This window comes from Mesorhizobium sp. B2-3-6 (genome assembly GCF_006442305.1).
In the GTDB taxonomy this organism is placed as follows: Bacteria; Pseudomonadota; Alphaproteobacteria; order Rhizobiales; family Rhizobiaceae; genus Mesorhizobium.
On record NZ_VFVW01000011.1, the window covers coordinates 63,004 to 88,426 of the forward strand.

The 25,423-nt window shown below is 59.7% G+C and carries 18 protein-coding genes; 12 read left to right on the forward strand and 6 right to left on the reverse strand.

Going from position 1 to position 25,423, the window contains the following annotated elements; all coding sequences use genetic code 11:
* The first annotated feature begins 59 nt into the window (after nucleotides 1-59).
* The 4 genes from FJ953_RS27045 to FJ953_RS27060 are packed head-to-tail and all read left to right on the forward strand — an operon-like array spanning nucleotide 60 to nucleotide 4,045.
* The gene (locus FJ953_RS27045; protein ID WP_140498492.1) at nucleotides 60-1,073 is read left to right on the forward strand and encodes a flavin reductase; all 1,014 of its coding nucleotides are present in this window, start codon (nucleotides 60-62) and stop codon (nucleotides 1,071-1,073) included.
* Between the two features lie 4 nt (nucleotides 1,074-1,077).
* Complete coding sequence (locus FJ953_RS27050) at nucleotides 1,078-2,589, forward strand: aldehyde dehydrogenase (RefSeq protein ID WP_140625450.1); 1,512 nt, start codon at nucleotides 1,078-1,080, stop codon at nucleotides 2,587-2,589.
* A 42-nt stretch (nucleotides 2,590-2,631) separates the two neighbouring features.
* Nucleotides 2,632-3,714, forward strand: coding sequence for an LLM class flavin-dependent oxidoreductase (locus FJ953_RS27055; protein ID WP_140625451.1), 1,083 nt, complete (start codon nucleotides 2,632-2,634; stop codon nucleotides 3,712-3,714).
* A gap of 16 nt (nucleotides 3,715-3,730) precedes the next feature.
* A complete protein-coding gene (locus tag FJ953_RS27060; RefSeq protein ID WP_140498490.1) occupies nucleotides 3,731-4,045 on the forward strand; it encodes an NIPSNAP family protein in 315 nt (104 codons plus the stop codon).
* On the opposite strand, the gene FJ953_RS27065 is transcribed toward FJ953_RS27060, so the two are convergent.
* Nucleotides 4,031-4,693: a cysteine hydrolase gene (locus FJ953_RS27065; protein WP_140625452.1), complete on the reverse strand. Its 663-nt coding sequence runs from the start codon at nucleotides 4,691-4,693 to the stop codon at nucleotides 4,031-4,033. The two genes, FJ953_RS27060 and FJ953_RS27065, sit on opposite strands and share 15 nt — an antisense overlap.
* 221 nt (nucleotides 4,694-4,914) lie before the next feature.
* Here FJ953_RS27065 and FJ953_RS27070 point away from each other — a divergent pair, with 221 nt between their 5' ends.
* The 4 genes from FJ953_RS27070 to FJ953_RS27085 all read left to right on the forward strand — a co-directional run bounded on the left by FJ953_RS27070 (nucleotide 4,915) and on the right by FJ953_RS27085 (nucleotide 9,362).
* Nucleotides 4,915-6,108, forward strand: a complete 1,194-nt coding sequence (locus tag FJ953_RS27070) for a glycine betaine/L-proline ABC transporter ATP-binding protein (RefSeq protein ID WP_140498488.1) — start codon at nucleotides 4,915-4,917, stop codon at nucleotides 6,106-6,108.
* 2 nt (nucleotides 6,109-6,110) lie between these two features.
* Nucleotides 6,111-7,049, forward strand: a complete 939-nt coding sequence (locus FJ953_RS27075; protein ID WP_140498487.1) for a proline/glycine betaine ABC transporter permease — start codon at nucleotides 6,111-6,113, stop codon at nucleotides 7,047-7,049.
* A gap of 56 nt (nucleotides 7,050-7,105) precedes the next feature.
* Nucleotides 7,106-8,158, forward strand: coding sequence for a glycine betaine/L-proline ABC transporter substrate-binding protein ProX (gene proX / locus FJ953_RS27080; RefSeq protein ID WP_246674914.1), 1,053 nt, complete (start codon nucleotides 7,106-7,108; stop codon nucleotides 8,156-8,158).
* 316 nt (nucleotides 8,159-8,474) lie between these two features.
* A complete protein-coding gene (locus tag FJ953_RS27085) occupies nucleotides 8,475-9,362 on the forward strand; it encodes an IS1595 family transposase (RefSeq protein ID WP_140625453.1) in 888 nt (295 codons plus the stop codon).
* Between the two features lie 38 nt (nucleotides 9,363-9,400).
* On the opposite strand, the gene FJ953_RS27090 is transcribed toward FJ953_RS27085, so the two are convergent.
* The 3 genes from FJ953_RS27090 to FJ953_RS27100 all read right to left on the reverse strand — a co-directional run bounded on the left by FJ953_RS27090 (nucleotide 9,401) and on the right by FJ953_RS27100 (nucleotide 16,372).
* Entirely contained in the window at nucleotides 9,401-10,294 is an 894-nt protein-coding gene (locus FJ953_RS27090) for a hypothetical protein (protein WP_140625454.1), read from the reverse strand.
* 181 nt (nucleotides 10,295-10,475) lie between these two features.
* The gene (locus tag FJ953_RS27095; protein ID WP_140625455.1) at nucleotides 10,476-12,185 is read right to left on the reverse strand and encodes an alkaline phosphatase D family protein; all 1,710 of its coding nucleotides are present in this window, start codon (nucleotides 12,183-12,185) and stop codon (nucleotides 10,476-10,478) included.
* Nucleotides 12,182-16,372 carry a GMC oxidoreductase gene (locus FJ953_RS27100; protein ID WP_140625456.1) on the reverse strand — a complete coding sequence of 1,397 codons (4,191 nt, stop codon included), beginning with the start codon at nucleotides 16,370-16,372 and terminating at the stop codon, nucleotides 12,182-12,184. The genes FJ953_RS27095 and FJ953_RS27100 overlap by 4 nt, the downstream gene beginning before the upstream one ends.
* Before the next feature lie 416 nt (nucleotides 16,373-16,788).
* On the opposite strand from FJ953_RS27100, the gene FJ953_RS27105 reads away from it, so the two are divergent.
* Both FJ953_RS27105 and FJ953_RS27110 read left to right on the forward strand, forming a co-directional pair.
* Complete coding sequence (locus FJ953_RS27105) at nucleotides 16,789-20,541, forward strand: adenylate/guanylate cyclase domain-containing protein (RefSeq protein WP_181175049.1); 3,753 nt, start codon at nucleotides 16,789-16,791, stop codon at nucleotides 20,539-20,541.
* A 47-nt stretch (nucleotides 20,542-20,588) separates the two neighbouring features.
* Complete coding sequence (locus tag FJ953_RS27110) at nucleotides 20,589-21,275, forward strand: Crp/Fnr family transcriptional regulator (RefSeq protein WP_140525295.1); 687 nt, start codon at nucleotides 20,589-20,591, stop codon at nucleotides 21,273-21,275.
* A gap of 267 nt (nucleotides 21,276-21,542) precedes the next feature.
* Here the strand turns inward: FJ953_RS27110 and FJ953_RS27115 are convergent, their stop codons facing one another.
* Both FJ953_RS27115 and FJ953_RS27120 read right to left on the reverse strand, forming a co-directional pair.
* Nucleotides 21,543-21,815, reverse strand: a complete 273-nt coding sequence (locus tag FJ953_RS27115) for a hypothetical protein (protein WP_140498482.1) — start codon at nucleotides 21,813-21,815, stop codon at nucleotides 21,543-21,545.
* A 224-nt stretch (nucleotides 21,816-22,039) separates the two neighbouring features.
* Entirely contained in the window at nucleotides 22,040-22,777 is a 738-nt protein-coding gene (locus FJ953_RS27120; RefSeq protein ID WP_140498481.1) for a Crp/Fnr family transcriptional regulator, read from the reverse strand.
* A gap of 223 nt (nucleotides 22,778-23,000) precedes the next feature.
* On the opposite strand from FJ953_RS27120, the gene FJ953_RS27125 reads away from it, so the two are divergent.
* Together FJ953_RS27125 and FJ953_RS27130 are read left to right on the forward strand one after the other, a co-directional pair.
* Nucleotides 23,001-24,353: a substrate-binding protein gene (locus FJ953_RS27125; RefSeq protein ID WP_140513453.1), complete on the forward strand. Its 1,353-nt coding sequence runs from the start codon at nucleotides 23,001-23,003 to the stop codon at nucleotides 24,351-24,353.
* Nucleotides 24,354-24,538: 185 nt separating this feature from the next.
* Nucleotides 24,539-25,414, forward strand: coding sequence for a branched-chain amino acid ABC transporter permease (locus tag FJ953_RS27130; RefSeq protein ID WP_140525296.1), 876 nt, complete (start codon nucleotides 24,539-24,541; stop codon nucleotides 25,412-25,414).
* Nucleotides 25,415-25,423: the final 9 nt, after the last annotated feature.

Consider the following 25,423-nt stretch of genomic DNA (forward strand, 5'->3'; position numbering starts at 1 on the left):
GCAGGAAGACCCTCTCTCACGTCCCTTTATCCTTCCACCCTCCTGGAGAGGCAGGACGCATGACGGACAAGAGGGAAAAAGAGCTGAGCACGATCGATCCAGTGGAACTGCGGCGAACGTTCGGCACCTTCGTCACGGGCATCACGGTGGTGACGACGCGGGACGAAGATGGTTCGCCGCGCGGCATGACTGCGAATTCCTTCACCTCAGTCTCCCTTGAGCCGCCGCTGCTGCTCGTCTGCATAGGAAAGAGCGCCAGCAGCTTTCCGGCGTTCAACACGGCCGAAGGCTTCGCCGTCAACGTACTGCACGAGCGCCAGAAGGAGGTGGCGAGCCTCTTCGCCTCGAAGTCACTCTCCAAGTTCGAGACGATAGCCCATACTACCGTGCATACGGGCTCGCCGGTGCTCACCGACAGCCTTACCTGGTTCGACTGCACGGTGCATGACCGTATCGAGGCGGGAGACCATGTGATCCTGATCGGCCGGGTGCGTGCTTTCGGCACCAGCCCTGCCGCTCCGCTAGGGTTTTGCCGGGGGCGCTATGTCTGCGTGGAAGACCCGATGCCGCCTGGCTGGACGCCTTCCCATCGCATGATCATCGGCTACCTGGTCGAGCATGACGGCCGCATCCTGCTGCGCGACGATGGCGCCGGAGGCTGGGAACTGCCGACGGCAACGCACCGTAAGCCGGGCGACATGCTCAGCTTCGAAGGCGGCGGCGTGGTTGCGCCGCTCACCAGCGATGCGTTTCTCTATTCGGTCTTCGATGTGGCCGACCAGCAGCCCGGTTATGTCGTTTACCGTGGCGCGCTCGCGGGCCCGCCTGGCGAAATTCCGGATTTGTCGCCGTCGCTGAGGTTCTTTGCCCATGAAGAGCTGCCTTGGGACAGCATTCCGATCAGGCAGATACGCGCAACGCTGCGCCGTTACCTGCATGAGCGCGCGGACTCTCGCTTCGGGATCTACGTCGATTCCAGCGATGGCGGCCGGGTGGCGATGATAGACGGCGCCCCGCGTCCGTGGCGGTCGCTTAACGGCTTGGCCGGCGACCGAGAAACCGCGAAGGGATGAGATGATGGACCTGACGCTGAAGGTGATCGAAGGATCGCGCCAGGATCTTTTCATTGCCGGGGAGCGCCTCGCGCCGCGGTCCGGCCGCTACATGCCGAGCTACGATCCGACGAACGCGGCGCCTTGGTATGAGGTTGCCGACGCCGGGGCGGATGATGTCGACGCCGCCGTGCAGGCAGCCAAAAGAGCGTTTCACGATCCGGCCTGGCGCAGGCTGACGCAGACGGATCGCGGCAAGCTGCTGCGCCGGTTGGCCGATCTCATCGCGGAACACGCCGATGAACTCGCGGCCATCGAGACGCGTGACAACGGCAAGCTTCTGAAAGAGATGCGTGTGCAACTGCGCGCGGCGCCGGACAGCTACCTCTATTTCGCCGGAATGGCCGACAAGCTGCATGGCGAGACCATACCGGTCAATAAGCTCGATATGCTGAACTTCACGCTGCGCGAGCCGATCGGCGTGGTGGGCATGATCTCGCCGTGGAATTCACCGCTGATGCTGCTGACCGGCACGCTCGCACCCTGCCTGGGAATTGGCAATACGGTCGTGGTCAAGCCATCAGAGCATACTTCCGCGTCCACCCTTGCCCTCGCCGAACTGATTGCAAAAGCGGGCTTCCCGGCTGGCGTTTTCAATGTCGTTACCGGCAAGGGCGCTACGGCGGGCGAAGCGCTGACCTTGCATCCCGATGTCGCCAAGATCGCCTTCACGGGCAGTACGGCAACCGGCCGCCGCATCGCCGCCAACGCTGCCAGCCGACTTGTTTCGTGTCAGATGGAACTGGGCGGCAAGTCGCCTCATGTCGTATTCGCCGATACCGACATCGAGCGCGCGGTGAACGGCGTGGTTGCCGGCGTGTTCGCCGCTGCCGGGCAGACCTGTATCGCAGGCTCGCGCTGTTTCGTCGAAAAATCCATCTATGCCGCATTCGTCGAAAAGCTGGCGGATCGTACCAGGCGCGTGCGTATCGGCCATCCGACCGATGAGGACACGGAAATCGGTCCGCTGGCGCTGGCTGCCCAACTCGACAAGGTCGAGCAGTATGTGGACTACGGCGTCGCCGATGGCGCGCGGCTGGTTGCCGGAGGCCACCGGCCGCGGCGGGACGACCTCTCCGGCGGCTGGTATTACGAGCCCACGGTTCTGGCGGATGCGCGCAACGACATGCGCTTCATGCGCGACGAAATTTTCGGCCCGGTCGTGGGCGTCGTGCCGTTCGACAATGAAAGCGAATTGATTGGGCTTGCCAACGACACCCATTATGGGCTGGCGGCGGGTGTCTGGACCCGCGACATCGACCGGGCGCTTCGCTTTGCGCGCAACGTCGATGCCGGCACGGTCTGGGTCAATACGTATCGCTCGGCTGCTTACATGTCACCCTCCGGCGGGTTCAAGGAGAGCGGTTACGGCAAGCGCGGGGGCTTCGAGGTCATGCGCGAGTTCTCCCGCCTGAAGAATGTCGTCATCGACTACTCCGGCGCCACGCAGGACCCGTTCGTAATCCGTTTGCGCTGACGCTCATCCGACGGTTCCCTAATATTCGAAAAGGTCATTGCCATGAAATTTTCCGTTTCCCTGAACATGGAGAGGTTCAGTCCCGACAAGGATATGCGCCAGGTGGCGGCTGAGACGCTGGAACTGGTGCGTATGGCCGATGCCGGCGGCTTCGAGACCGCCTGGTCGCCCGAGCATCACACGATTGAATTCACGATCGCGCCCGGCCCGTTCCAGTTGCTGGTCTGGTGGGGAGCTCATACCGAACAGATCCGGCTTGGCACCGCCACCATCGTCGCGCCGTACTGGACCCCGATCCGTCTCGCGGGAGAGGCCGCGCTTTGCGATCACCTGACGGGAGGGCGGCTGGAATTCGGCATCGCCCGCGGCGCCTATCAGTATGAATTTGACCGTATGGCGGGAGGCATCCCGCAACAGGAAGGCGGCGCCTACATGCAGGAACTGCTGCCGGCAGTCCAGAAATTATGGGCAGGCGACTACGCCCACGAGGGTAAGTATTACCACTTCCCGCTGGCAACCTCGGTGCCGAAGCCCTTGCAGCAACCCAACCCGCCCATCTGGGTGGCGGCGCGTGACCCCGGCACATTCGATTGGGCGGTGCGCAATGGCCACAACATCCTCTCCACGCCGTTGTCGCGGCCGGTCGCGGAAATCGGCATTCTCGGCGACAAGTTCAAGAAGGCGGTCCAGGATCATCCCGAAGTGCCGAGACCGCGGTTCATGATGCTGCGCCGCACTTGCGTGTATGAACGTCCCGAGGACTGGGAACTGCCGGTTCGCTACAGCTATCAATATGGGCGCAGCTTCGAGAACCTCTTCCAGAACATCGGCACGGTGAAGAACGGCTTTCCTGAAGCGGTTTCTTACGACACCCTTGGCAACAGCGGCGACTACGATCCGCGGTCGATCCGCGACAATCTCCTTTTCGGCACCCCGGACGAGGTGGTCGAAAAGCTGATGGTCTATGAAGCGGCGGGCGTAGACCAGTTCTGCCTCGGCCTCGCCTTCGACCTGCCGTTTGAGGTGCAGAAGAAATCGCTGGCGCTGTTCATCAAGGAAGTGATGCCCGTATTTGCGATGCGCGAGAAGGAAGCGGGCAGGGAAAAGTCGCGGGTGATCGCCTGATGGGAGCTGTCGCGCCATGATTGTCGAGGAACGCATCTACAAGATAAGGGCCGGCCGTCTCGCCAGATACATGCAGCTTATCAGCGAGGAAGGCCTTGCCATCCAGCAGCCGATCCTGGGCAACCTGATCGGCTATTTCCGCACCGAGATCGGACCTCTCAACCATGTCGTGCATCTATGGGGCTATAGCGACCTGAACGACCGCGCCGAGCGGCGTCAGCGGCTGGCCGAAGATCCCGCGTGGCGGGCGTTTACCGTCAAGCTCACCGAGAATATCGAAACGATGGAAAACCGAATCCTGATCCCGACCGATTTTTCACCGCTGCGGTAGGTTCAAGACCTCGCTTCCCGCTTGCCCGACCGCGAAAGAATCCAGGAGCCGGTCCGTGGTCATGACCCAGCCGTAGTTGCGTGCGAAAGCATCGAGCATGGCCTGCCGGCTGGGCGGATGGTTGGAAGAAACAGCATCCTCCACCACAATCGTGGGATAACCGAAATGCACGGCGTGACGGCAGCTATCTTCGACGCACATCTCCGCTACCGTGCCGACGAATACCAGACCGTCCACCGCAAGCAGCTTGAGCGTCTTGGCAAGATCCGTGGCATGAAAGGCGCTGAAATAGACCTTGTCCAGCACGATATCGCCATCCTGTGGCGCAAGCTCGTCAATCACCTCCGCGGCATCCCGCATGCCCTCGACATCGCCGTAGGAGCGCATGAAGCCTGGTACGCACGCATGGGTCGGCGCATCGGTCAGCTTGATCCAGGTCAGCTTGCCGGCGAGGGCCTGATACAGGGAGTCGGCAACGTATCGCGTGAATACCACCGGCTTGCCGTTGCCGCGAAACGCCGCAATGAGTCTGCCGATCGAAGGTATGGTTTCGCGCGCGGATGCAACCTCCATCGGCGCATGCCTGCGCACGAAATCGTTCTGCATGTCCACGACCATGAGGGCAGGGTTTTTAAGCGAAGCCAGCACGCCGTTTCTCCATACGGGCGCCCCGGATTATACCTATCCGGGTAGCGGAGAGCCTATACCATCGAACCCGCGAGCCGTATGCTTTCCTTCGTAGCACTGGGCCACGCGGGTATCCTGCCGAACGGGGGAAGACGGCGGGTGCAGTTCTATCTTCATTAATCGGGATCGTGGCTCTGGAATGTGCTGACTATCGTCCGCCAGGCCAGGAGTGGAGGACAGGTGTGACGGATCGCATAACGGTCGAGGGCGTGTACAAGATTTTCGGCAGATCGCCGGAATCGGCTTTGGCCATGCTGAAGTCTGGCGAGACAAAGGAAGCTGTGCTCCAGAAGACCGGGCAGGTCGTCGGCTTGAGCGACGTGTCGCTGTCCGTTCCCGTCGGTTCGATTTACATGATCATGGGCTTGTCCGGCTCCGGTAAGTCGACGCTTGCGCGATGCATCAATCGCCTCATCGAGCCGAATGCAGGGCGCATCCTTATCGATGGCGAGGAGATCACCGGCGCCAGCGAAGCGCGGCTGCGCGAAATCCGCCGGACGCGTATCTCCATGGTGTTCCAGCACTTCGGCCTGTTGCCGAACAGAACTGTGTTGGAGAATGCCGAGTTCGGCCTGAAACTGCGCGGTGTGCCAGCCGCCGCGCGCAGGAAGAAGGTGATGGAGGTGCTGGAGGTCGTCGGGTTGGCTTCGTGGGCAAATCATCTTCCCGGTACGCTGAGCGGCGGCATGCGTCAGCGCGTCGGATTGGCCCGCGCACTCGCCACGGATGCCGATGTCCTGATCATGGACGAGGCTTTCAGCGCGCTGGACCCACTCATCCGCAGCGAAATGCAGGACGAACTGCTGCGCCTGCACAGGACTTTCCACAAGACCATCCTGTTCATCACGCATGATTTCCAGGAGGCGCTGAAGCTCGGAAGCCGGGTCGCCATCATGGCGGATGGAATGGTGATGCGCGAAGGCGTTCCGCAGGACATCGTGACCAAGCCCGGCAATGACTACGTCGCCGCCTTCACCCGCGACGTCAACCGGGCCCATCTGTTCGATGCGAGTTCCGTGATGGTGGAAAGCAGCCCGCTCCGGCTAGACGGACGTGCGTCCGGCGGCCGCGATGCCGAGGGCGAACCGGTGTTCATCGTCGACGATTCGATGCAGGTCGTGGGTGTCGTCGGACCACGCCAGTTGCCACGCCTCGCCGATGGTTCGGCGATCCAATCATTGATGAGCAAGGACTATGAGACGGTATGCGGCACGGAAAAGCTGTCGGTGGTGGCCAGCCTGTGCCATCGAGACCGGCCGATAGCCGTTGTTGACGAGGGCGGCCGATATTTGGGGCGTGTCGATCCACTCCAAATCCTGTCCCGCATTGGCGCTCCGGCGGCGGCTTCCTCGCAATCCCGGGGAGCGGAGGCCTGATCATGCTGGATGTCGATAATCTCTATGTCATCCCGCTGGACCAGTGGATCCAGGTCGGCGTCCGCTGGCTGGCAATGCATTTCCGGCCGCTTTTCCAGACCATCAAGTGGCCCGTCGAGACCCTTCTGACCGCGATCGACCATGGACTCCATGCCATTCCGTTTCCAATCCTGATCGGGATCTTTGCCCTCATCGCATGGCGCTCCGCATCGCGTGGCGTGGCCATATTCACGCTGCTTTCGCTGACCCTGATTGCCTTCATGGGCCTGTGGGCGGAAGCGATCACCACCCTGTCGCTCATCGCTACGGCAATCGTGGTGTGCGTCATTCTTGGCATTCCAATCGGAATCCTGTGCGCGCGCCACGATCGCGCCTGGACCATCGTGCGGCCGGTGCTCGATGTCATGCAGACGACGCCCAGCTTCGTCTACCTGGTCCCGGTGGTCATGCTGTTCGGCGTCGGAACGGTGCCTGGGGCAGTCGCGGTCATCGTGGCGGCGATATCGCCGCTGATCCGCTTCACCAATCTCGGGATTCGTCTTGTCGACAAGGAGATGGTCGAGGCGGGGCGGGCTTTCGGTGCCACCGATCGCCAACTTCTCTGGGAAGTCCAACTTCCATTGGCCTTGCCAACCATTCTGGGCGGCCTCAACCAGACAGTACTGATGGCTATGGTCATGTCTGTGATCGTATCCATGATCGGGGCCGAAGGGCTCGGACTTGTGGTCCTGCAGGGGCTGGGACGTCTCGATGTCGGCATGGCTGCCGTCGGCGGCATCGCCATCGTCCTGCTAGCCATGATCCTCGATCGCATCACGCAGGGCCTGGCCAACCAGGACAAGGCCGGACCAACCCGGGGCATCCGAGCCGCCCTGGCTCAGTTGCTGCGTCCCAGAAATGAGGAAGCGGGGAGTTTCGAAACGAACCACCAGCAGGTTTGAACACCGTCTCGATCAGGCGGACCGACGCAACAAATATCACAACAAGGGGAGAATACATGTCGGCGAATTATCGATACCGCAAAGGGCTGAGACTGGCCTGCGCCATGGCTGTTGCAGCAACCATGATGGGTGGGCAGAGTTTTGCGCAGGATAAGCCTGGCGAAGGCAAGACCATTCGTTTCACGTCCTCCGACAGCCTGGGCGCCAACTATATTCAGGACCAGGTCCTGATAGCGGGCCTCGAGAAACTCGGTTACGACGTAAAGTTGTCGACCATGAACATGTCGGCGATCCTGCAGGCCATTTCGCAGGACGATCTCGACATGACCGGCGACATCAACTGGCCGCAGGCCGAGCCCGCCATCGCACAGATCTCGGATATGGTCGAACTGATCAATGAAGGCACGATCGCGGGCGGCGGCATCAACGGCTACATGATCGACAAGAAGACGGCCGAAGCCAACAACATCACCAATGTTTCGCAACTGAAGGACCCGAAGATCGCGGCCTTGTTCGACACCGACGGTGATGGAAAAGCCAATCTGGTGAATTGCGATCCCGCTTGGAAGTGCGGTGACGTCGTCGATTTCCAAGTCAAGGAGTTCGGCTTGAGCGATACGGTGCGCTCCATCCGCGCCAAATACGAGCCGCTGATCGGCGAGGTCTTTGCACGGGCCGACCGAGGAGAGCCGATCCTTCTTTACACCTGGAGCCCATCCTGGATCGTCTATCGGCTGAAGCCCGGCAAGGACGTGGTGTGGCTGCCGATCCCGTATGACGCTCTTCCCGAAGGCGTATCGAAACCGAAGACGCACGAGGTCAAGGACGTGGTTGGCTGTGCGGGGGGGCAGAACCCATGCCGCATGGCGGTCGGCCCATGGAACTGGCGCACGCTCGCCAACAAGAAGTTCCTGGCTGACAATCCGGCGGCCAAGAAATTCATCGAACAAGCGAAATGGTCGCTGGACATCTGGAGCCAGTGGGAAGGCGATCTGGGGGCCGGCAACAAGACCGACGCCGAGATCAAGAAGATCGCCAACGATTGGATTGCCGCAAATCAGTCGGAGTTCGATGGCTGGGTAAAGAATGCGGCTGCCGCCGGGAAATAATCCGGGCAGGCCTCTATCGTGGCTTGTTATCACAATGGTGGCGGACCCTGTCCGCCACCATTGTCGATTAAGGAGACCGATTGCCGGCCAAGCGTTTTCGCTTCATGGCGACGTTCCTTATGCGGAACAGCTACACCAGGCTCATGCAAAGGGCAGGCGATCGTTTGGACATACGGCCTCAGAGACGATTATCTCGGGATAAATAGCTGCCGCCGCGCCTGATCGAGCGCGGGCCGCTTGGTATAGTGAGAAAAACTGAGTGAAGCCGGATGTATCCCCTTGAAACATGTAGAATGAAGTGCTATATTCTTGTCACATGAGCAAGGCGCCGAAACTCGAAACCCTCAAATCGTTCCTCGAACGCTTCCCTACAGATGATTCGTGCCTCGACCATCTGATGCAGACGCGTTACGGCAAACGGCACACCTGCGGTAAGTGCGATAAGGAAGCGAACTTCCATCGCGTGAAGACACGCCGCTGCTATGAGTGCGATTTTTGCGGCTATCAGGTCTACCCGACCGCTGGCACGCCGTTTGAAGCCACGCGCACTTCCCTGCGCGATTGGTTCACTGTCATGTTCCTGTTCTGCTCATCTCGCAACGGCGTGTCGGCCAAGGAAGTCCAGCGCACCATCGGCGTGACCTATAAGACCGCTTGGCGCATGTGCAACCTGATCCGCCAGTACATGGGCTATGTTGATGGCGACGCGCCGCTTGGCGGTCGCGACGGCGGTATCGTTGAAGCCGACAAGATGTTTTACGGCGGCAAGGATAAGCAGGGCGAGGACGACAAGACGGTTGTGTTCGGTGCTATCGAGCGCGGCGGCGAAGTCGTCACGTCCATCCTGCCGGGTCGCGGTCGGAAATACGTTCTGCCGGCAATCTTCAAGTGGGTTAAGGATGGTTCGCGCATTGCCACCGATGAGGCTGGCGCGTTTCGTGAACTGTCAGAGCTTGGCTACCTGCATGGCACCGTGAACCACAGTGCCGGCGAGTACGTGAATGGTGCCGTTCACACCAACAATATCGAGGCTTTCTGGTCGCACGTTAAGCGTTCGATGCGCGGGACTTATGTTTCCGTTTCGAAGAAGTGGCTCCAGACTTACCTTTGGGAGTTCGAGTTCCGCCAGAACCTTCGGAAGAACCCTCACCTGATGCTGGACGCGCTTTTGCTTTCTTTCCCACGTCCAAGGGCGGACGTTTAGCCATTGCCTCAAGAAGGCGATCAAAACGACCAGTGAGTTCATTCGTCATCTTTGAATAAGTCCGCAGGTGGTGCCGCCGCGTGAATGACAGCGTACACCTTGATTATGGTTTCCTTCTGATCGCACAAATCGCCGCCAGCATCATAGCGGTAATCGAAACGCATGCGCACTTTCAGTGCATCGCCCGGCGTGATCGGGTGCTTGCCCTGATGAAATTCTCGGATCCAGTCGGGATCGTCAATCGATGCAGATATCGAGGATTTCCCATGCTTGAAGGTCCACTGCGATCTACCGAGCAAATCCAACTTTCGCACGATAAGGAGCATATCGGCTTCGTTCGAAAGCTCCTGCGCTATCGGTGTTTCTGGCAGGTGCTGAGATGGTAGCCACTGCTTGGTTATGTCGACCTGGTATTCCGACTTATCTAGCGTGACGGTCAGTTTTTCCGTCTTCTTGAATTGCCCCTTCACCCGCTGGATTGCGTCCAGCGGTTGAGCAATTCGAGCCGGGTTTATAGGCGGATAATCCGGCAGATGACGCGCGTCCGTTTCGGCGGCCAGTTCGCGGATCGTCTCGGTAAGGTCTTCGAGCTTCGGCGTATCGTCGCCAACGGATTTATCCAGCCACTGCAAAGCGACATACTTTGCTTTGACAAGATACTTTCCAACCTGCGGTTTCCAATCGAGGCCCTTTAGAGCGTCATCGTCGGTCGCTCTAAGCATGTTTCGAAGCCAGATTGTAAGGCTGGATTTCTCGACATCTTCGAGGATTAGCGCGGTGGATATTTTGGAGTCGACACTCGTTATGAGAACGCGGTCGAGGTCTTCGAATGCTTTAATTAGATTTGAGGCAATGTCAAAAACGCGCGACGCCGAACTGTCTGTGTCATCAAAATCGATCTTGATTTTGATGTCGCTATCCTCTGGCGGCATAGGTGGTTCCCCCGACAATGTAACCCGTATCCCATCGCTCATGATATCTCACAACGCGACAGAAAGGGAATCACCGGGGCAGCGGTAATTTGCATAGCCTCACTATCCCATAAATCGACCTATCGATTCACATGTTCGAAGGGGATACATCCGAGTGAAGCCTTATTTCACGCGCAGGCTATTACTCTAGGTCGCGCGTGAAGGTTCCGTTCTCCTTGAGCCCCCCGCTGTCGTGGAACTTGACATCCAGACGCCAATGCGAACGGCGGCGGCATGTCGTTACAAGCGCGAAACCGTCGCCAGGGGCGAAACTTGTCTGCACCTCGCAACAATACGGCCCCTGCTCAGGATCGGGATCGGGAAAGCAAAAAGTCTCGTTGGCCTGGAAATTGTCGGCAGTTCCGTTCGCAAACGGATATGGCGCGTACAGCGCCGAACTGTGGATACAATGCAGGATGCTCTGCTTGCCGGTTTTGCTGTTTGTTACACGAGCGGTGACCAGGCTGCTCACGTGCTCGTCACCCGACAGGAATACCAGTCCCTTTATTTCCTTGTTGCACACGAACCTGAGCAGCCTATGTAAGGAAAACGGGTATCCATCCCACGCGTCCGAACGCAAGGCACAAGTGGGGGCCTCCGCCACCTCCCGCCGCCGCGGCAGCACTGCCGAGGATGTGAGAACAAATTTGGGCATTTCGGTGTGTTCAGGCTTGGTAAGCCATTCACAAAGTTTGGCGAATTGCGTTGAACCCATGATCCGCGCTTCGCACCAGTTCGAAACCGTCCGTCCTTCACGTTCGGTGCGCGTGTCGCAAAGGAAGAATGGCATACCGTTGTGGGTTAAATCGTCTCGCCAGATGTGTGCCGGCAGGCGCTTTTCCAGCAGCCCGGTCTTGCCACGTTCGTACCTGAAGTAAGCCAGCTTCCCAGGCTTTATGACGATATCATTCTTGCGCATCGCCGGGTCGGGGTCTTTTGCCCAATTGTCGCGAATCTCATGATCGTCCAGCATCATTTCAACCGCCATGTCCAAGCGCTGCATCACCGCCTTCACACCGCGGCTCTGGCCCCGGCGTTCGTAGGGTATTCGGAATCGGTCGTTGACTACCTTAGGGTCGAAAAGCCCTGCCGTAGCGTCGATATATACCTGATCGCCGGCCAGCAGCAGCAACGTCGGGGCGCCGGGTTTGCCCAGTAGATCGCCGAGCGCGAGCAGAGACGCATCCGCGGGCCCTCGTGTCGCATGCTGACCGTCGGGCATGTGGTCGAGGAAATCACTGGGGTATTGGCAACTTGCGAGAGCGAATGAAAGGTTCGATACCGCGCGGACATCGCTCTTGTGCCGATGGCTTCTGTGCGACCTTCCAGGCCTGCCGACGATCAGGCCACCTTGCAAATCATCCAATGTGTCAGTCTCGAGCGCATACCGAATAGCCTCGGCGGCCCTCTTCACCGCGTTCTTGGCATGCGAACCTGTGTCGAGGATTTCAGGTGGTGATCCCGCCGCGTCGGGCAGTTTCGGTAACCGAGCCAAGCCGCCAATACCCTGCGCCTGAACGTACAGCAGCAAGACTACTACCTGCTGCGCTTCAGGCCACTCATGGAGCGGAACTTCAAATACGTAAGGAGATGCGGGTTGCTTAATATAGTAATGCGGAAGACTATTATAGAGGCTATCGTCCCTCTGTCCTTTCTCGTCGCCGCGGCTCGTAACCGGCGGACCGATCATGTGCAGGCGGTCGCCCTTTGCGTAGACGGGAACAATGAAAGCTGCATGAGGCAAGCCCCGCCCTCCGCTATCGGCCGCTTGCACCAGGATCTTGCCCGCCTCGACCTCTACGCGCACCCCGAAGGCGGGCGCCCTGGCTTCAGAGGGGAGAGAATGCGTCATGGCTTGTCCTCCAAGGGGCCCGGCATATCCGGCATTCCTAGGTATTTCGCTATAACGCCGCAGATCGACGAGGCGTCTTTGCCGATCAGGCAATCCTGATGACCGTGGCCGGCAATGCACCAGGTCAGGTAGGACGGTTGGCCGAGCGCCAGGAACTGGCCGCTTTTGTCGATAAGATCCCTGATTTCTTCCTCCGATTGCACCGCCTCGACCGCATGCAGAGATGAGTTCAAATGTGGCACGCCGGCCCCTTTGAGCATATTTCGCATCAGTCTTAGCGTTGAGGGGGCGACCAAACCGTTTTCCGCTCCATGGATCGACATCATCGGGAACTTCAGTCGATCCCTCACCCGGTCCGGCAGCACATAGCGATTTATGCCGGCGCGATCGGTCACGGTGTTGAAGCCAGCAAAATGTATGACCTGCGAGACTGTCTCGACGCTGAGCGGGCCGAAGAAATCGTCGATGTGGTCGAGTACGAGGTCAGAGAGATTGTTGAGCGAGAAGGTGCGTGCATAGAGCGCGTCCATCCGATGTCTTGTGCCGACCCAAGGCGTCGCTTTGCCTGGGGGCCAGAGGGGATTCTCGCGCCGATACTCGTCGGACGGCAGCCACATTGCCGAGAGTGCTCTGTCCAGCAATTGACCGGCGAGCGAGATATCGCCATGCGGACTAAACACATAGTCTTCAAGTTGAAGAAAATAACGTACATATCGCATCACATATGCGGCGAGCACATTTGCCGAACTCAACAGCATCGCCGGGCCGACTTGCGAAAACACCACGCGCCCGATCTTATTGTGCAAATTCCTTCGATCATGCTCGCCAAGCACTGCCATGCTGAACATTGCCGCGCCCATGCAATGGCAGACGACATCGAGCCTTTCCTGCCCTGTCGCAGCCAGCACGTGTTGGACGGCGATCGGAATGTCATTCTCCGCCATCTCCTCAAAAGACCAACCGCCTGTGGCGGTAGTCAGGCCTGAACTCGATCGCATATCGAGCACCCAGACATCGCGCCCAGCATCACACAGCGATTGAGCGAGGTTGCCGGGTACGGCAGCATGAGCAAATGTGGTGCCGCTCGCACTGTAACCATGGATGAGCAAGACGGGGCGTTTCGGGACGCCCTTCTCGATACTGCCGTCATAGCGGGCCAGGCGAATGCGGATCGGCGGGCTGATCTGACTTTTCAAGGTCAACCAGTCGATTTGAGGCGCTGGTAAGCCCGGCACCGCCCCGGGCAGCCGTTGTGGTTCACGCGCAGATGGCGGGTCAGGGCGGCGAAAACTCAGTGCATGTATCTGAAGCACGACGCGAAAACCGTAGAGTATGAAAGAGGCCAGATCTGCCAGTGCCGCGACACGGTCTTGCTGCCCCACTATTCGCAGCAGAGGCACCGATTGCCGCGCCAGGTATCGTTTGTTTAGCTCGAGCGACGGTAGCTTCTTGCCAATGACGGTCTTGCTCATCTGCGGGAAAACTTCGACCGACATCTCCATCAATTGCTGCCAAGGGCTGGCGCCGCGCGCATAGGTGAGCCGCTTCACCGCTCTGATTTTCTTCTGCGTGAACAGAGAGTTGTCGAACCTCGCGCCCGTGCCGAGATCTTCCGGCTCGACAACCTTGTCGATGTGCAAATCGTATTCGATCAGGCGGACCCCGCCCGCACGCGAGCACAGGTGCAGAATGTCGAGCAGTCTGAGATGGGATGCCCCTCCGCTAGGCGGCGTGAAACGCAACCATTCCTGGCCCTGGCGGACCAAGCGGTAAGCAAAGTCGCGCATCCCGCGGTTGAGCGCCCACGCAAGGATAGCGCGCAGCATTCGGGGCACGGGGCGCGATTTTTCCAGATCGAACAGGTGGAGCGATCCCGAGATCTCCGCCTCGAGCGCAACATGGCTTTCATAGGCCTGATCTGCAATGGGGTCGAACTCCTTTCCTGCACGCAGAATGCGCAGCCGACCATGGGCAATCGGCAAACACCGTCCACGGGGCGTTTGCAGCGCGTAGAGATCGGTGAGCACCACCGGCTTGGTGGTTAGCGTCAGTTCGACCATGTGTGGTTTCACACCGTTGCCGCGCATAGCCAGAGGGACCTTGCCGCGCACCTGTTCGGTCAATTCGATGCTGGTAGGCGTAGGCGCAGGGTTCGTCCGCGGCGTGGAATATATCGGCCGCGTTTCGCCACGAGAGTTCCCAGGCAAGGGGGCGTTGATCAAACGGCCGCCACTGAGTTGCCATTCCTCCTTGAGCTCGGTGATCGCTCGCAATGCCAGAACGGCTATGGTCAAGGCGGGATTGATGCCCAGCGACGTGGGCACGACCGAGCCATCGAGCACGATCAACCCTTCGTGAGTGCGTCTGAGGCCGACCGCGGCGGCATCGAACACGCGGCCGCAATGATCGGTCACGCCTTGGCGAACGTCGTCACCCATGGCGCAGCCCCCAAGGGGATGCACCGTCAGCAGCGGCCCGCGTTGGCGACCGAACACGGCTTCGAGCCTGTCGGACAAAGGTCGCCACAACAGGTTGTTCACCAGCCGTCCGCCCAATCCAGACTCTCGAAGCAACTTGCCAAGGCGCGCATGATGGTTCTCCAGCCGGGGGTCCAGTCGCAACTCCGGCCAGCGCACCGTGAGCATCCCGTCGGCGAGCAATTTTTCAGCATCCTTTTGCACCCCGTCGGCGCGCATTTTTTCAGCATCCTTTTGCATCCCGTCGGCGCGCATTTTTTCAGGATCGCCTTGCATCTCATCGGCGCTGTTTTGCATCGAGGGCCCTAGCGCAAGTGCTCCCTCCGCGTCGTCGCGGCCGATCATGGCCAGCACCAGGGAGTTGGTGATGGCGGCAGGATTGACGGCTGCGTCGTCTACTCGTGAAGGATCCGGCTCATGCTTCGCCCAGTCGCCATCGGCGACGCGATTGAGCACATCGAATGTGGTGGCGCTTTCCTCAAACAGGCGGCGCAGCGGTCCCGGTACGGCAAGATCCTGGATTACCAGGTCAGTAGCCGCGTTGCCGTCGCGCAGATCGATCATTGCGGTTATTGTCGGGCCGACCGCGCGACCGCAATCCTCGCTTTTGGTGTTTGGGGCCGGATCCTCGGTTTCATCAGCGACGCCATTCACCCGTGCCGCCAAATCATGGGCAACGACGAGCATGTCACCATTGGCGGAGAACTTGCTTCCCAGCTGATCGGAGAACTTTATCCCGCGGATTTGCGAGCGCATCAAAATTTCCGTCGAGCCGAATGTGCCTGCTGCAAGGATCACGCGCCTCGCCAGCAGCGCGAACGGCTTCCGCTGGTTATCGCGTAGATGGCCGTCGGTGTGATTGACGTCCAACTGCCATCCTTCGCCCGCGCGCAAAACGCGCAAGACGGTGGCGCCAGTGACGATTCGTACTCCGCTTTGTCGAGCCAGCCGCAACAAATTCAGGTCGAGGGATTCTTTGGCATTGTAGTTGCAACCAGTGGCGCAGTCGCCGCAACGGCGACATTTGCTCATCGCGACCCCGGCGTGGTTGGTGTGGCAATCGGAAGCGACGGTTATGTGAGCGGGCCGTGCTTTGCCACCAGCCAAATTTCTAATTGCTTCGGACTTGGCCAGGAAAGGCTTGGTGACACGTATCGGCTTGGCTCCCAGCCAATCGCGCAGCCGTTTACCCGTCTCCTCGAGATTCGTATCCCTGCGGATTTTGGTGGGCCAGCGTGCTTCCCGGAAAATCTCCAGCAGCGGCATCTCCATCACGCCGGCGTTGATTAATGAGCCTCCACCCAAGCCACACGCGACGAGAGCTACCGCGTCGTCGCTGCAGCGCAAGTCGTAAAGACCATCGAACACGCCGCGTTGGCGTTTCGCAAAGGGGGTGGCAAAGCGGATGTGGCCACCCAGATCGGCCAATCGCGAAGGGAACATTCCGGCCAAGTACTCCTTGCCGCGTTCGAGCACGCAGATTTTTAAAGATTGGCCTTGCACATCCTTGCAGCTACTCAGTTCGGCGGCAGCCACCGAGCCGCCATAGCCGCTGCCAACGATGACAACATCAAAGTCATATCCGCCCTTGACGGTTGTCCTTTCCCTATCGGCGATCTGCGGAAAATCGTGGACCAATGTCTCGAGTCGGTGCGAGAGCCAAGCCGTCGCACGTGGCGGCTCCGGCGCTGCCTTGATGTGTACAGGCAATGCGTCCTCCCTAATTTAGATATCAATCATATACGAAATTTGGTGTAACGTCAGGAAGTCACGCAATCTATCGGGGCGATATTCATTCCCTTTAGGAAGTGCGCGGTCGGCGGTGCCTTTCTCTGCCCTGAAACCATGGGCACGGCTGCGGGAAGGAACCCATGGAGGGTACTTGCGAGCTACTTGAGAGTTTTCTGCCGCTGGAATTACTCGGTAGAATTCACGCACTTCGAGCGGATGGCCCAGTAGCCGTCGAATTCCAGGCTGCAGTGGTGTTTGTCGATGTGTCCAGATACACGGCCTTGGTCGAGCAACTAGCACGACGGGGGCAAGAAGGACTTGAAAGAATCCCGAGCCTGCTTAGTCACTCCTACGCGCGATGCGTGGAGCAAGTATACAATCGTGGAGGCGAGATTTTGTACCTCGCTGGCGACGAACTGCTGGCCTACTGGTCGGCGGATGTCCGCGGACTTGAAAGCGCGGTGCGAGCGGCGACAGCCTGTGCCAAGGCAATCTGCGGCGGCCAGAACGAGCGTTTGGAGAACGGAACAGCTGAAATCGCACCCGCGCTGCATGTTGGAGTAGGGGCGGGGCCCCTCTGGGCGGCGGCTTTGGGCGGCCAGCCGGTCTGGACGCTCTTTGCAGGGGGAGATGCCATCATGCAGGCCGCTCAGTCCCAAGCGGCTGCGCGCCGATGGGAATATGTACTTTCCGACAAAGCCAACTTGGCCCTTGCGCAGCCGTCTCAATCGCGGCGCAGCCGGCCTACGCTGGCTTCTCCGCCTCCGGGCTGGCTGGCAAGGTTTTTGCCTTTGCAGCTCAGGGACCTGCTGTCCGAAGCCGACTTGCGCTCAGTTGCCGCGGACGGCGCCGTTGCCATCCGTTCCGAAGAAGATCGTCCAACGACCGCCCGCTTAGACGCCCTGGCGGAGATTAGGCCGATCACCGCCCTTTTCGCGCGAATTGCCGGACTTGACCATCGTCAACCTCAGGCGCTTGCGCGCTATCAATTGCTATGCGCGACCCTCCAGGAGGATCTGCGTTCGCGCGGTGGGCCGGCCGGCGAGTTGCTCTTTGACGACAAAGGTCTGATTTTCTTTGCGACGTTCGGAGCGCGAGGCAGTTTCCACCGCGACGATCCTTGCCGTGCCGTCGATGCTGCTCGCGCGATCCGTCTGACGGCCCAACGCTTGGGCCTCTCCGCGTCGATGGGCGTGGCTACCGGCGATGCGCTTTTTAGTGTTGTCGGAAGCGCACGTCGGCGGCAGCTGATGGTGATCGGCGCGCCCGTGAATCGGGCGGCGCGGCTTATGACGGCGGCATCGGCAAACGTTCTCTGCGATGCACCAACAGAGCGAGCCAGCCGGACGGCGTTTTGGTTCGAAGAACACGGCACGTTGCAACTGGACGGACTTGGGGACATGGCAACGGTATTTTGTCCCATGGATCCGCGCGCCCCGGTCCAACCTCTTAGTCCGCTGATTGGTCGGCAGAGCGAGCTGGAGTTCCTGAAACGTACGTTCGAGGAGACCCGCCGTGGAGGCAGGCGTTTGCTCGTTGTCTTGGGTGAGTCGGGCATTGGAAAAACCGCTTTGATCAGAGCTTTCACGGACGAACTGCGCTCAACCGCAATCGAGGTTTTGACCGCGCGCGCCGAACGTGACGATCGCCGGACATCGCTCCTGCCATGGCGGCGGGTGCTTGTGTCCCTTCTCGGCCTACCGTCCGACAGCGATGGATTTGCGGTGCTTGATGTCGTCACACAACGGGTTCAAGGCAACTCGTCGCTCGTTGGGCGACTGCCCTTGCTAGGTGATGTTCTGAGCATCGAAATTCCCCAAAACGACGGGACGCGACATCTGGAGGGACCTCATCGCGCTGATGCCACCATGCGTCTTTTGGGTGATCTCATGGATAACTTGGCACCGCGCCCGTTGGCATTGGTCCTGGAGGACAGTCAGTGGCTGGATTCGGCATCGTGGCGCCTCGTCGAGTGGGTTCTCTCATCTCTGTCCTCGTTGCTTCTGGTCCTGTGCGTACGCTCGGACGAAGTTCCGGAGGAGTTAAAAAACCTACGAAGGCGAGCCGAGGCCACAAGAAGGAATACATCCGGAACGGAACCTGACGATCCCGCGCGCCTGTGTCGTATCCTGGATCTTGAGGAACTCAGCGAGGCGTCGATTTGCGAACTGGTCGCCCGCACGCTCGGGGATGTGCCCCCACATGGCGAACTGGCGCGCCGGGTCTCGGCCTTAGCCGGTGGCAATCCGTTTTTCGCCGAGGAGATAGCGCTGACATTAAAGAGCCAGGGGCTCATCGCCATACGCGATGGTTTGTGGTGTCCGATCCGCCCGCTCGAGAGCCTTCGATATTTCGAAGGTGTCGATCGGGTCATTCGGGAGCGCGTTGATCGATTGGAGACCTCAGTCCAGCACGTTCTCAGGGCTGCGGCCGTGATCGGGCGTTCATTTACCGGCGAGGCCCTGGCGACGTTGCTCGAGGGCGAGTTGGATCACGACGGTGTGGGTGCAGCTGTCGAGTCGCTCGTGGCGGCGCATCTCGTGCGTCAGGGCACTGGATCAGGGAACTACGAGTTCCGTCATGATCAAATCCGAGACGTCGTTTATGGCTCAATTCCCAGTGAAGTGCGACAGCGACTTCATGCAGCTCTGGCCGCTTGGATCGAGTCGAGCCAGTCGGCCGCCATGGGCGCGGATGTCGCGGCCCTCGTTCAGCATTTTGAGGCCGCCGGAAACAATTTCAAGGCAGTTGGATATGCCAATTTGGCAGCAATCAAGGCGCTGCAGGTCGGTGCGTTTCGAGAGGTCGAGGCGTTTCTGGAAATCTGCTTGAGATACGAGTCGAAGCAGCCTTGGAGTGCTGAGCAAAGACTTCAGTCGGTGCGTTGGCGCAGGCAGCTCGGCGAGGCCCATTACAGTCGTGGCGACCTCCATGCTCAGGGCATTTCGGTGAGGCGCGCCCTCACCTTGGCGGGCACGCCGGTTCCACGTTCCTCGGCAGCCCTTTTGATGCGGCTGCTTGGGGGTGGAATGCGGCTCGCGTTCCAACAAGTGTTCCCTCCTTCGCTATGGTCAACTCAGGGTGGTGTGCTGGACTCCTGGGAGCGAGAACTAGCTCGCTGCCTTAACCAGGCGGCGGTCGTGGACTATTTCGAGCTTCGCTTTTCGCGAGCGTTTTCCCACACCGTCGCGGCTGTCGCCCATGCGGAGCGCACGGGGCTCACCATGGAGATGGTGATCGCGTCCGCCCAACTGGCATGCGGGCTGGGAATTCTGGGGCGCCGGCGCGCTTGCAACTACTTCATGGCAAGGGCAGAACGGGTGGTGACTGCGCTCGCCGATCCAGCGGTCCATGCCCACCTGTGTAATCTCGATGCGCTCTGGCGCATCGGCCGCTGCGACTGGCTGATGGTAGATCGTCGTCTGGATCAGTCTCAAGAGCTGTGTCTAAAGGCGGGCGATCAACTAAGTTGGTGCAACGCCCAGGCCATGCGCTTCTGGTCAATGTACTACCGCGGTGAATCGGGTGCGCTGGAGTACACCGCCCAGGCGCTGCTCTCCCGCGCGCAGAACAGCGGAAACCTCCAGCAAGAGATTTGGGCGCTCCGATGCAAGTCGTTGTGTGTGCTCCACACGGATAGCCCCCGTGAAGCGGTCGACATCCTTCGGCTGACCACGTCCGCTATGGTCGGATCCGCCGATCTCGCCGACTTGGTCTCCGCCAAAGGGTCGCTTGCGCTCGCGCTTGCACGGGTCGGGCTCCATGCTGAGAGCCTTCGGGCTGTGGTCGAGACGCTACGCCTGCTGCGCGAGATGCGTCGCCCGACTGTGCACAGCACACTGCCCGGCATTGCCGGCGTGTGCGAAGTGCTTCTGCGCGGCAGGGAGGTAGGCCTCTCGCGCGAGTACGACCAGTGGCGCCACTGGGAGCGCCAAGCGCTGCATGAGCTCAAGCGTTACCGCCGCGCGTTTCCTGTCGGCACTGCTCAGTATGGGCTGTGGGTCGGCGTGGCCCATTGGCTGGACGGGCGCGGTGACCGCGCCGTCTCTACTTGGCGGCAAGCACTCGCGGCTGCGCGGCGCCTCTCGTTACGCAGGGATCAGTCGATCATTGCGGCCGAGCTGAGGCGCCGGCAAGACAAGATCTAAGATACTCTCCTGCGTTGGAGTTATCCGATCGGCAACTTGGGGGCGACATGGCTTTTGGCGGCGCGAACGAAAGAAATGATCTCCCGCGCCTTGCACGGATCGATCCGCGCCTGTTCGATCTTCTTTTCGGCGGCTGCAAGGTTGAACGCCACGCGGCGGGCCAGATTCTCTTCGTCCAGGAAGATCCATCCGATCGTATTTACGGGGTGATGAGCGGGACGGTGGAGATCTCGATGTATTCGCCGGGAGGCCGGAAGCTGGTGGCCAATATCGAGCTTTCGCACAGCTTGGTCGGAGAGATCGGCGCGCTCGACGGGCGCCCGCGCACCGCAACCGCCACTTGCCTGACCGTTTGCGATCTGGCCTCGCTCGGTCGGAAGCAGCTCTTCGATCGCATCGAAAAAAACCCACCTCTGGCACGCGCCATGATTGAGCTTTTGTGCGCACGGCTGCGTTGGGTCAGCGGCGAACTTGGCGATCAGGCTTTCTTCGGCATTGAGGCCAGGCTGGCAAAACGACTGGTCTTTTTGGCCGGCGTTATGGCGGATGGCTCAGGTTGGATACCGATCTCCCAGTCCGAACTGGGGGAGTTCCTGGGCGCCACGCGCGAGTCCGTCAACAAGACACTTAACGATTGGCGCAACCGTTCGATCATCGCAATCAAGCGTGGTGGCCTGCGCATAAGGAACGCCGGTGCGCTTCGTCACATCGCCGAGTCACAGGACGATGACTGATGTCGCCATTCGCAATCGGCGCGCGTGCATCAGAGCCGCGAAATTAGATTGCGCAACGAAGACCGGATCGGCATGAAGGGATAGTCCTCCACCTGTCGTGGTGACGAACTGGGAACCTCCGTTCAGCATCCTGACGCCGTCCCAGGCGATTGGACCTGCCACGGCTGTCGCGCGATCTATGGTCGGGCTTTTCTTAATAGTCCGTCGGTCAGTCGGTACCCGCTCAAGGAGGCAGAGCGGTGGCGCTAGCCACCGCTCTTATCTGGATCAATTCCGGCAGTCCGGGCTGACAGGATCGTACTGGTGTGGGCTGACCCCCATGCACTTGGAGTTCGAAGCGCCACCAGGCAATCCGATCGACCCGGTCGGGAAGCCATACACCGCTTCTTCTGAAGCCAATGAATGTTGACCCTTCAAGTCACCCGGGGCTTCGAAGTCACCATTGTCGGCTCGCAGACTGTGGACGAAGGTCGAGTCGATCGCGAACGAAGGCACCGTGAGGATGAAGAATGCAGACGCAGCTGTAATGATCTTATACATGTTTCTCTCCCTTTGGTTGATGGCATCACAAAATTCGTGATGAGAACGAAATTGGCTTAGTTTAAAAACCAACTTCCTCTTCGGGCTTGATCTTTGCTATTTTCTTTATGATCTGTCCGAAAGAGAGACTAAATTGCCTGCTCTGTCATCTCTTGTACGCCGCGGGTGAGATTTGTATGTGAAGGAATTCACGCAGGGTGCTAATATGATCGACGGGACGCTTTTCATTCCCGCTGCTTCAGCACCGGGATCGGAACGAGGGACATCGGCTGGTACTGAGCCAGTCTTCGAAGGCCCGCAAGATCAGTCAAGTCGATGAAGCGCGCGTTGCTGGTGATAAGCTGTTCGGCGCGCAATTGCTGAATGATGCGATTGAGATGGGGCACGCTCAACCCGAGCGCGTCCGCCATGATTTCCTGTGAAAACGGCAGATCGAAACTTGCTTCGTCGGCGCGTTCGACTTCCAGGAGACGCGCGTGAATCTCCAGCAAAAGGTGCGCCAACCTTTCAATCGGAGTGCGCCGACCTAGATTGACGATGTGTTCCGCATAAGTCGCTGCCTCTTGGGCGGCGAGCCAACTTAACACCAGACCGAATTGGGGCTGCTCGTAGCAGAGACGAATGTACGCGTCGAACGAGCAGACGGCGTAGGTCAGTTCGCTCACGGCAACGACCGAACAAGTGGATCGATCGAAAAAGCTGACCGGGAATCCAATGACATCACCGGGCAGGATGAGCTTCAGGATTTGCCGCCTGCCGCTGCGCAGCAACCTGTAGCGGATCGCGTAGCCGTCTTTAACAAAGCACAGGTTTCGGAACTCGGAGCCGTGAACGACGAGTTCCTCCCGTTTCCGAATGGTAAGATCGCGCTCGAAGATTGCCTCAAGACGTTTGATGTCTAGCGAATCCAGCTTCATTGCACGTGTCAGTCGGGTCACGATCGGGTGGCCGGTCAGCGGCATGCCATGCTCCAAATGTTCATGACCTTCAACGAAACTTTCCTATGCTTATTAATCCAGATCAATGAACAGAATTATCAAACGAAAGTTGTATTGACTGGCAGGCCTACGCCACTGCGAATGCCCATGCAAATAGGCCATTTTCAGCGTTTCGCTGGAAAAAACCGGTTTGCGGGAACAACAAATGAGAGCCGTCCGACGGCTCCACGCTAAGGAGGAACAGCTGATGCCGCTCGACGATCAAAATACTTCCAATATATCCCGCCGCACCATGCTGCACGCGGGCGCAGGTCTTCTCAGTAGTGCCGTTCTGCCCTTATCCAGCTTTGCGGCTTTTGCAGCCGACGACAAGCCCGCGATAGGCACCTGGCCGGCCGGGTCGGCGGGCGACACCGTCTACATCGGAGCCGCGGTGCCCCTCACCGGTGCCTATGCCGTGCAGGGTGCTGATGAACTTAAGGGCTGGCAGCTGGCGGTCGACCACATCAACAACGGCCATGAGTTGATGAAGGCGTTGGCGCCGAAAGTCGACAAGGGGTTGCTCGGCAAGAAGGTCGAGCTGTTGTCCGCCGACAGCGCGGCCAAGCCGAACCAGGCCGTCGAGCTCGAGCAGAATTTCATCCACCAAAACAACATCATCCTGATGACTGGCTCGACTTCATCGGCGGTCGCGGTTGCGCTCAACAAATTCGCGCAGCGCGAGAAGATCCTCTACGTCGCGGGCATCTCCGGCTCAAACGACACAACAGGCAAGGACTGTGTCCGCTACGGCTTCCGCCAGAACTTCTACGGCCAGACCGCAGCCAACGCGATCGGCCCGATCCTTCTGAAGACCTACGGAAAGGGAAAGAAGGCGGCATTCATGACGCCGGACTACACTTACGGTCACACCGTCACCAAGTCGGTGAACGACTACCTGACCTCTCAGGGTGGATGGGAGATGGTGACGGACCAGGTCTCGCCGCTAGGCACCCAGGATTTCAGCCAGTATCTGACCAACATCGCCAATTCGGGCGCCGAATTCATTGTCAACGTCAACTGGGGCCGCGACGCGGTGCTGTCGATCCAGCAGGCCAAGCAGTTCGGCCTGACTCCGAGCATGAAGATGGTCATCCCCTACCAGATCCCCTTCCTTGCCAAGGAAGTAGGCCCCGAACTGACAGCCGGCGTTTTTGCCGCTACCGATTTCTGGTGGACCCTGCAGGACAAGTATCCGCTCGCCAAGCAGTTCGTGGACGCGTTCCAGAAAAAGTTCGGTTATCGGCCGGAATGGGGCGCCGAAAATGCCTATGTCAGCTTCGCTCATTGGGCGCGCATGGTGTCGCAGGCCGGTAGCTTCTATCCGCCGGACGTCATCAAGCAATACGAGAAGGGTGAGACCATCCCTTCACTCGTCGGCGACGTTCACTATCGGCCGGAAGACCATCAGTGCGTGCGACCGGTCGTACTCGTCCAGGGTAAGGACCCCAAGGACATGAAGAGCGACGACGACTACTGGAACGTGGTCGAGGTGGTCGATGGCGCGCCGCTGATGCAGAAGCCTGACGAGTTCGGCTGCAACCTGGGCAGCTACACCTGATATCCCGCAGCGCCTTCTCCGCCCGCCACGGGTGGAGAAGGCGCTCGCACCGGGACTGGCTCTGGCTGGACTCAGACGGTTCGTCTCCCGGCGGTCGGTGGAATGTCGATTGTTCGCGACTTGTCAACCAAACCCTTGCTGGCGCGAGGGCAGGGCATATTTTTCATGATTAAGGTGGGCACAGAGTGATCAACTGGGCAAATTTCATCTCGCAGTGCTTCAATGGGCTCGTGCTCGGCGCGCTTCTGGCGCTGATCTCCTCCGGGCTGACCATCATCTACGGGACGCTCGGCGTCCTGAACCTTGCCCATGGCGCGATGTTCATGCTCGGAGGCTATGCCGGCTGGCTCGCCTACACCTACACAGGTTCATTCCTCGCCGCGGTGGCGGCCGGATCGCTGTTCGTGATGATCATCGGCGTGTTGATCGAGCGGCTGATCATTCGCCATTTCTACATGCGGCCGCTTGAGGACCAGCTTCTCGTTACGTTCGGGCTCGGCATCGTTTTCGTCGAGACGATCCGCTTCTTCTTCGGCAGCCTCTCGCGCACGGTGCCGCCGCCCGCCTCGCTGGTCGGCATCACCCATCTGGGCTTCATGGTCTATCCCACCTACCGATTGGCGCTCCTCGGCATCGTCGCCCTGGCTCTGCTGATGCTCTATGTCGTGCTCTATCGCACCCGCATCGGGATGATCGTGCGAGCAGGCATCGAGGATTCGGTAATGGTCGATTCGCTTGGAATCGACGTCTACAAGATCTTCATGCTCGTCTTCGGCATCGGAGCCATGGCGGCCGGCTTCGCCGGCATCGTCAACGCACCCGTGGTGTCGATCGCGCCCGATGTCGGGGAAGCCATACTGGTCCAGACCTTCGTGGTCGTGGTGATCGGCGGCGTCGGTTCCTTTCCGGGCGCGATCCTCGGCGGCCTCATCGCCGGCGAAATCATCAGCATCACCTCGATGTTCAATCCCGGTTATTCCTATGTCATGCTGTTCGTGGCGATGACTCTGGTGCTGGTGCTTCGCCCGCACGGGCTGCTCGGCACGGCAGGGCGCGAGTAGACGCGGTCG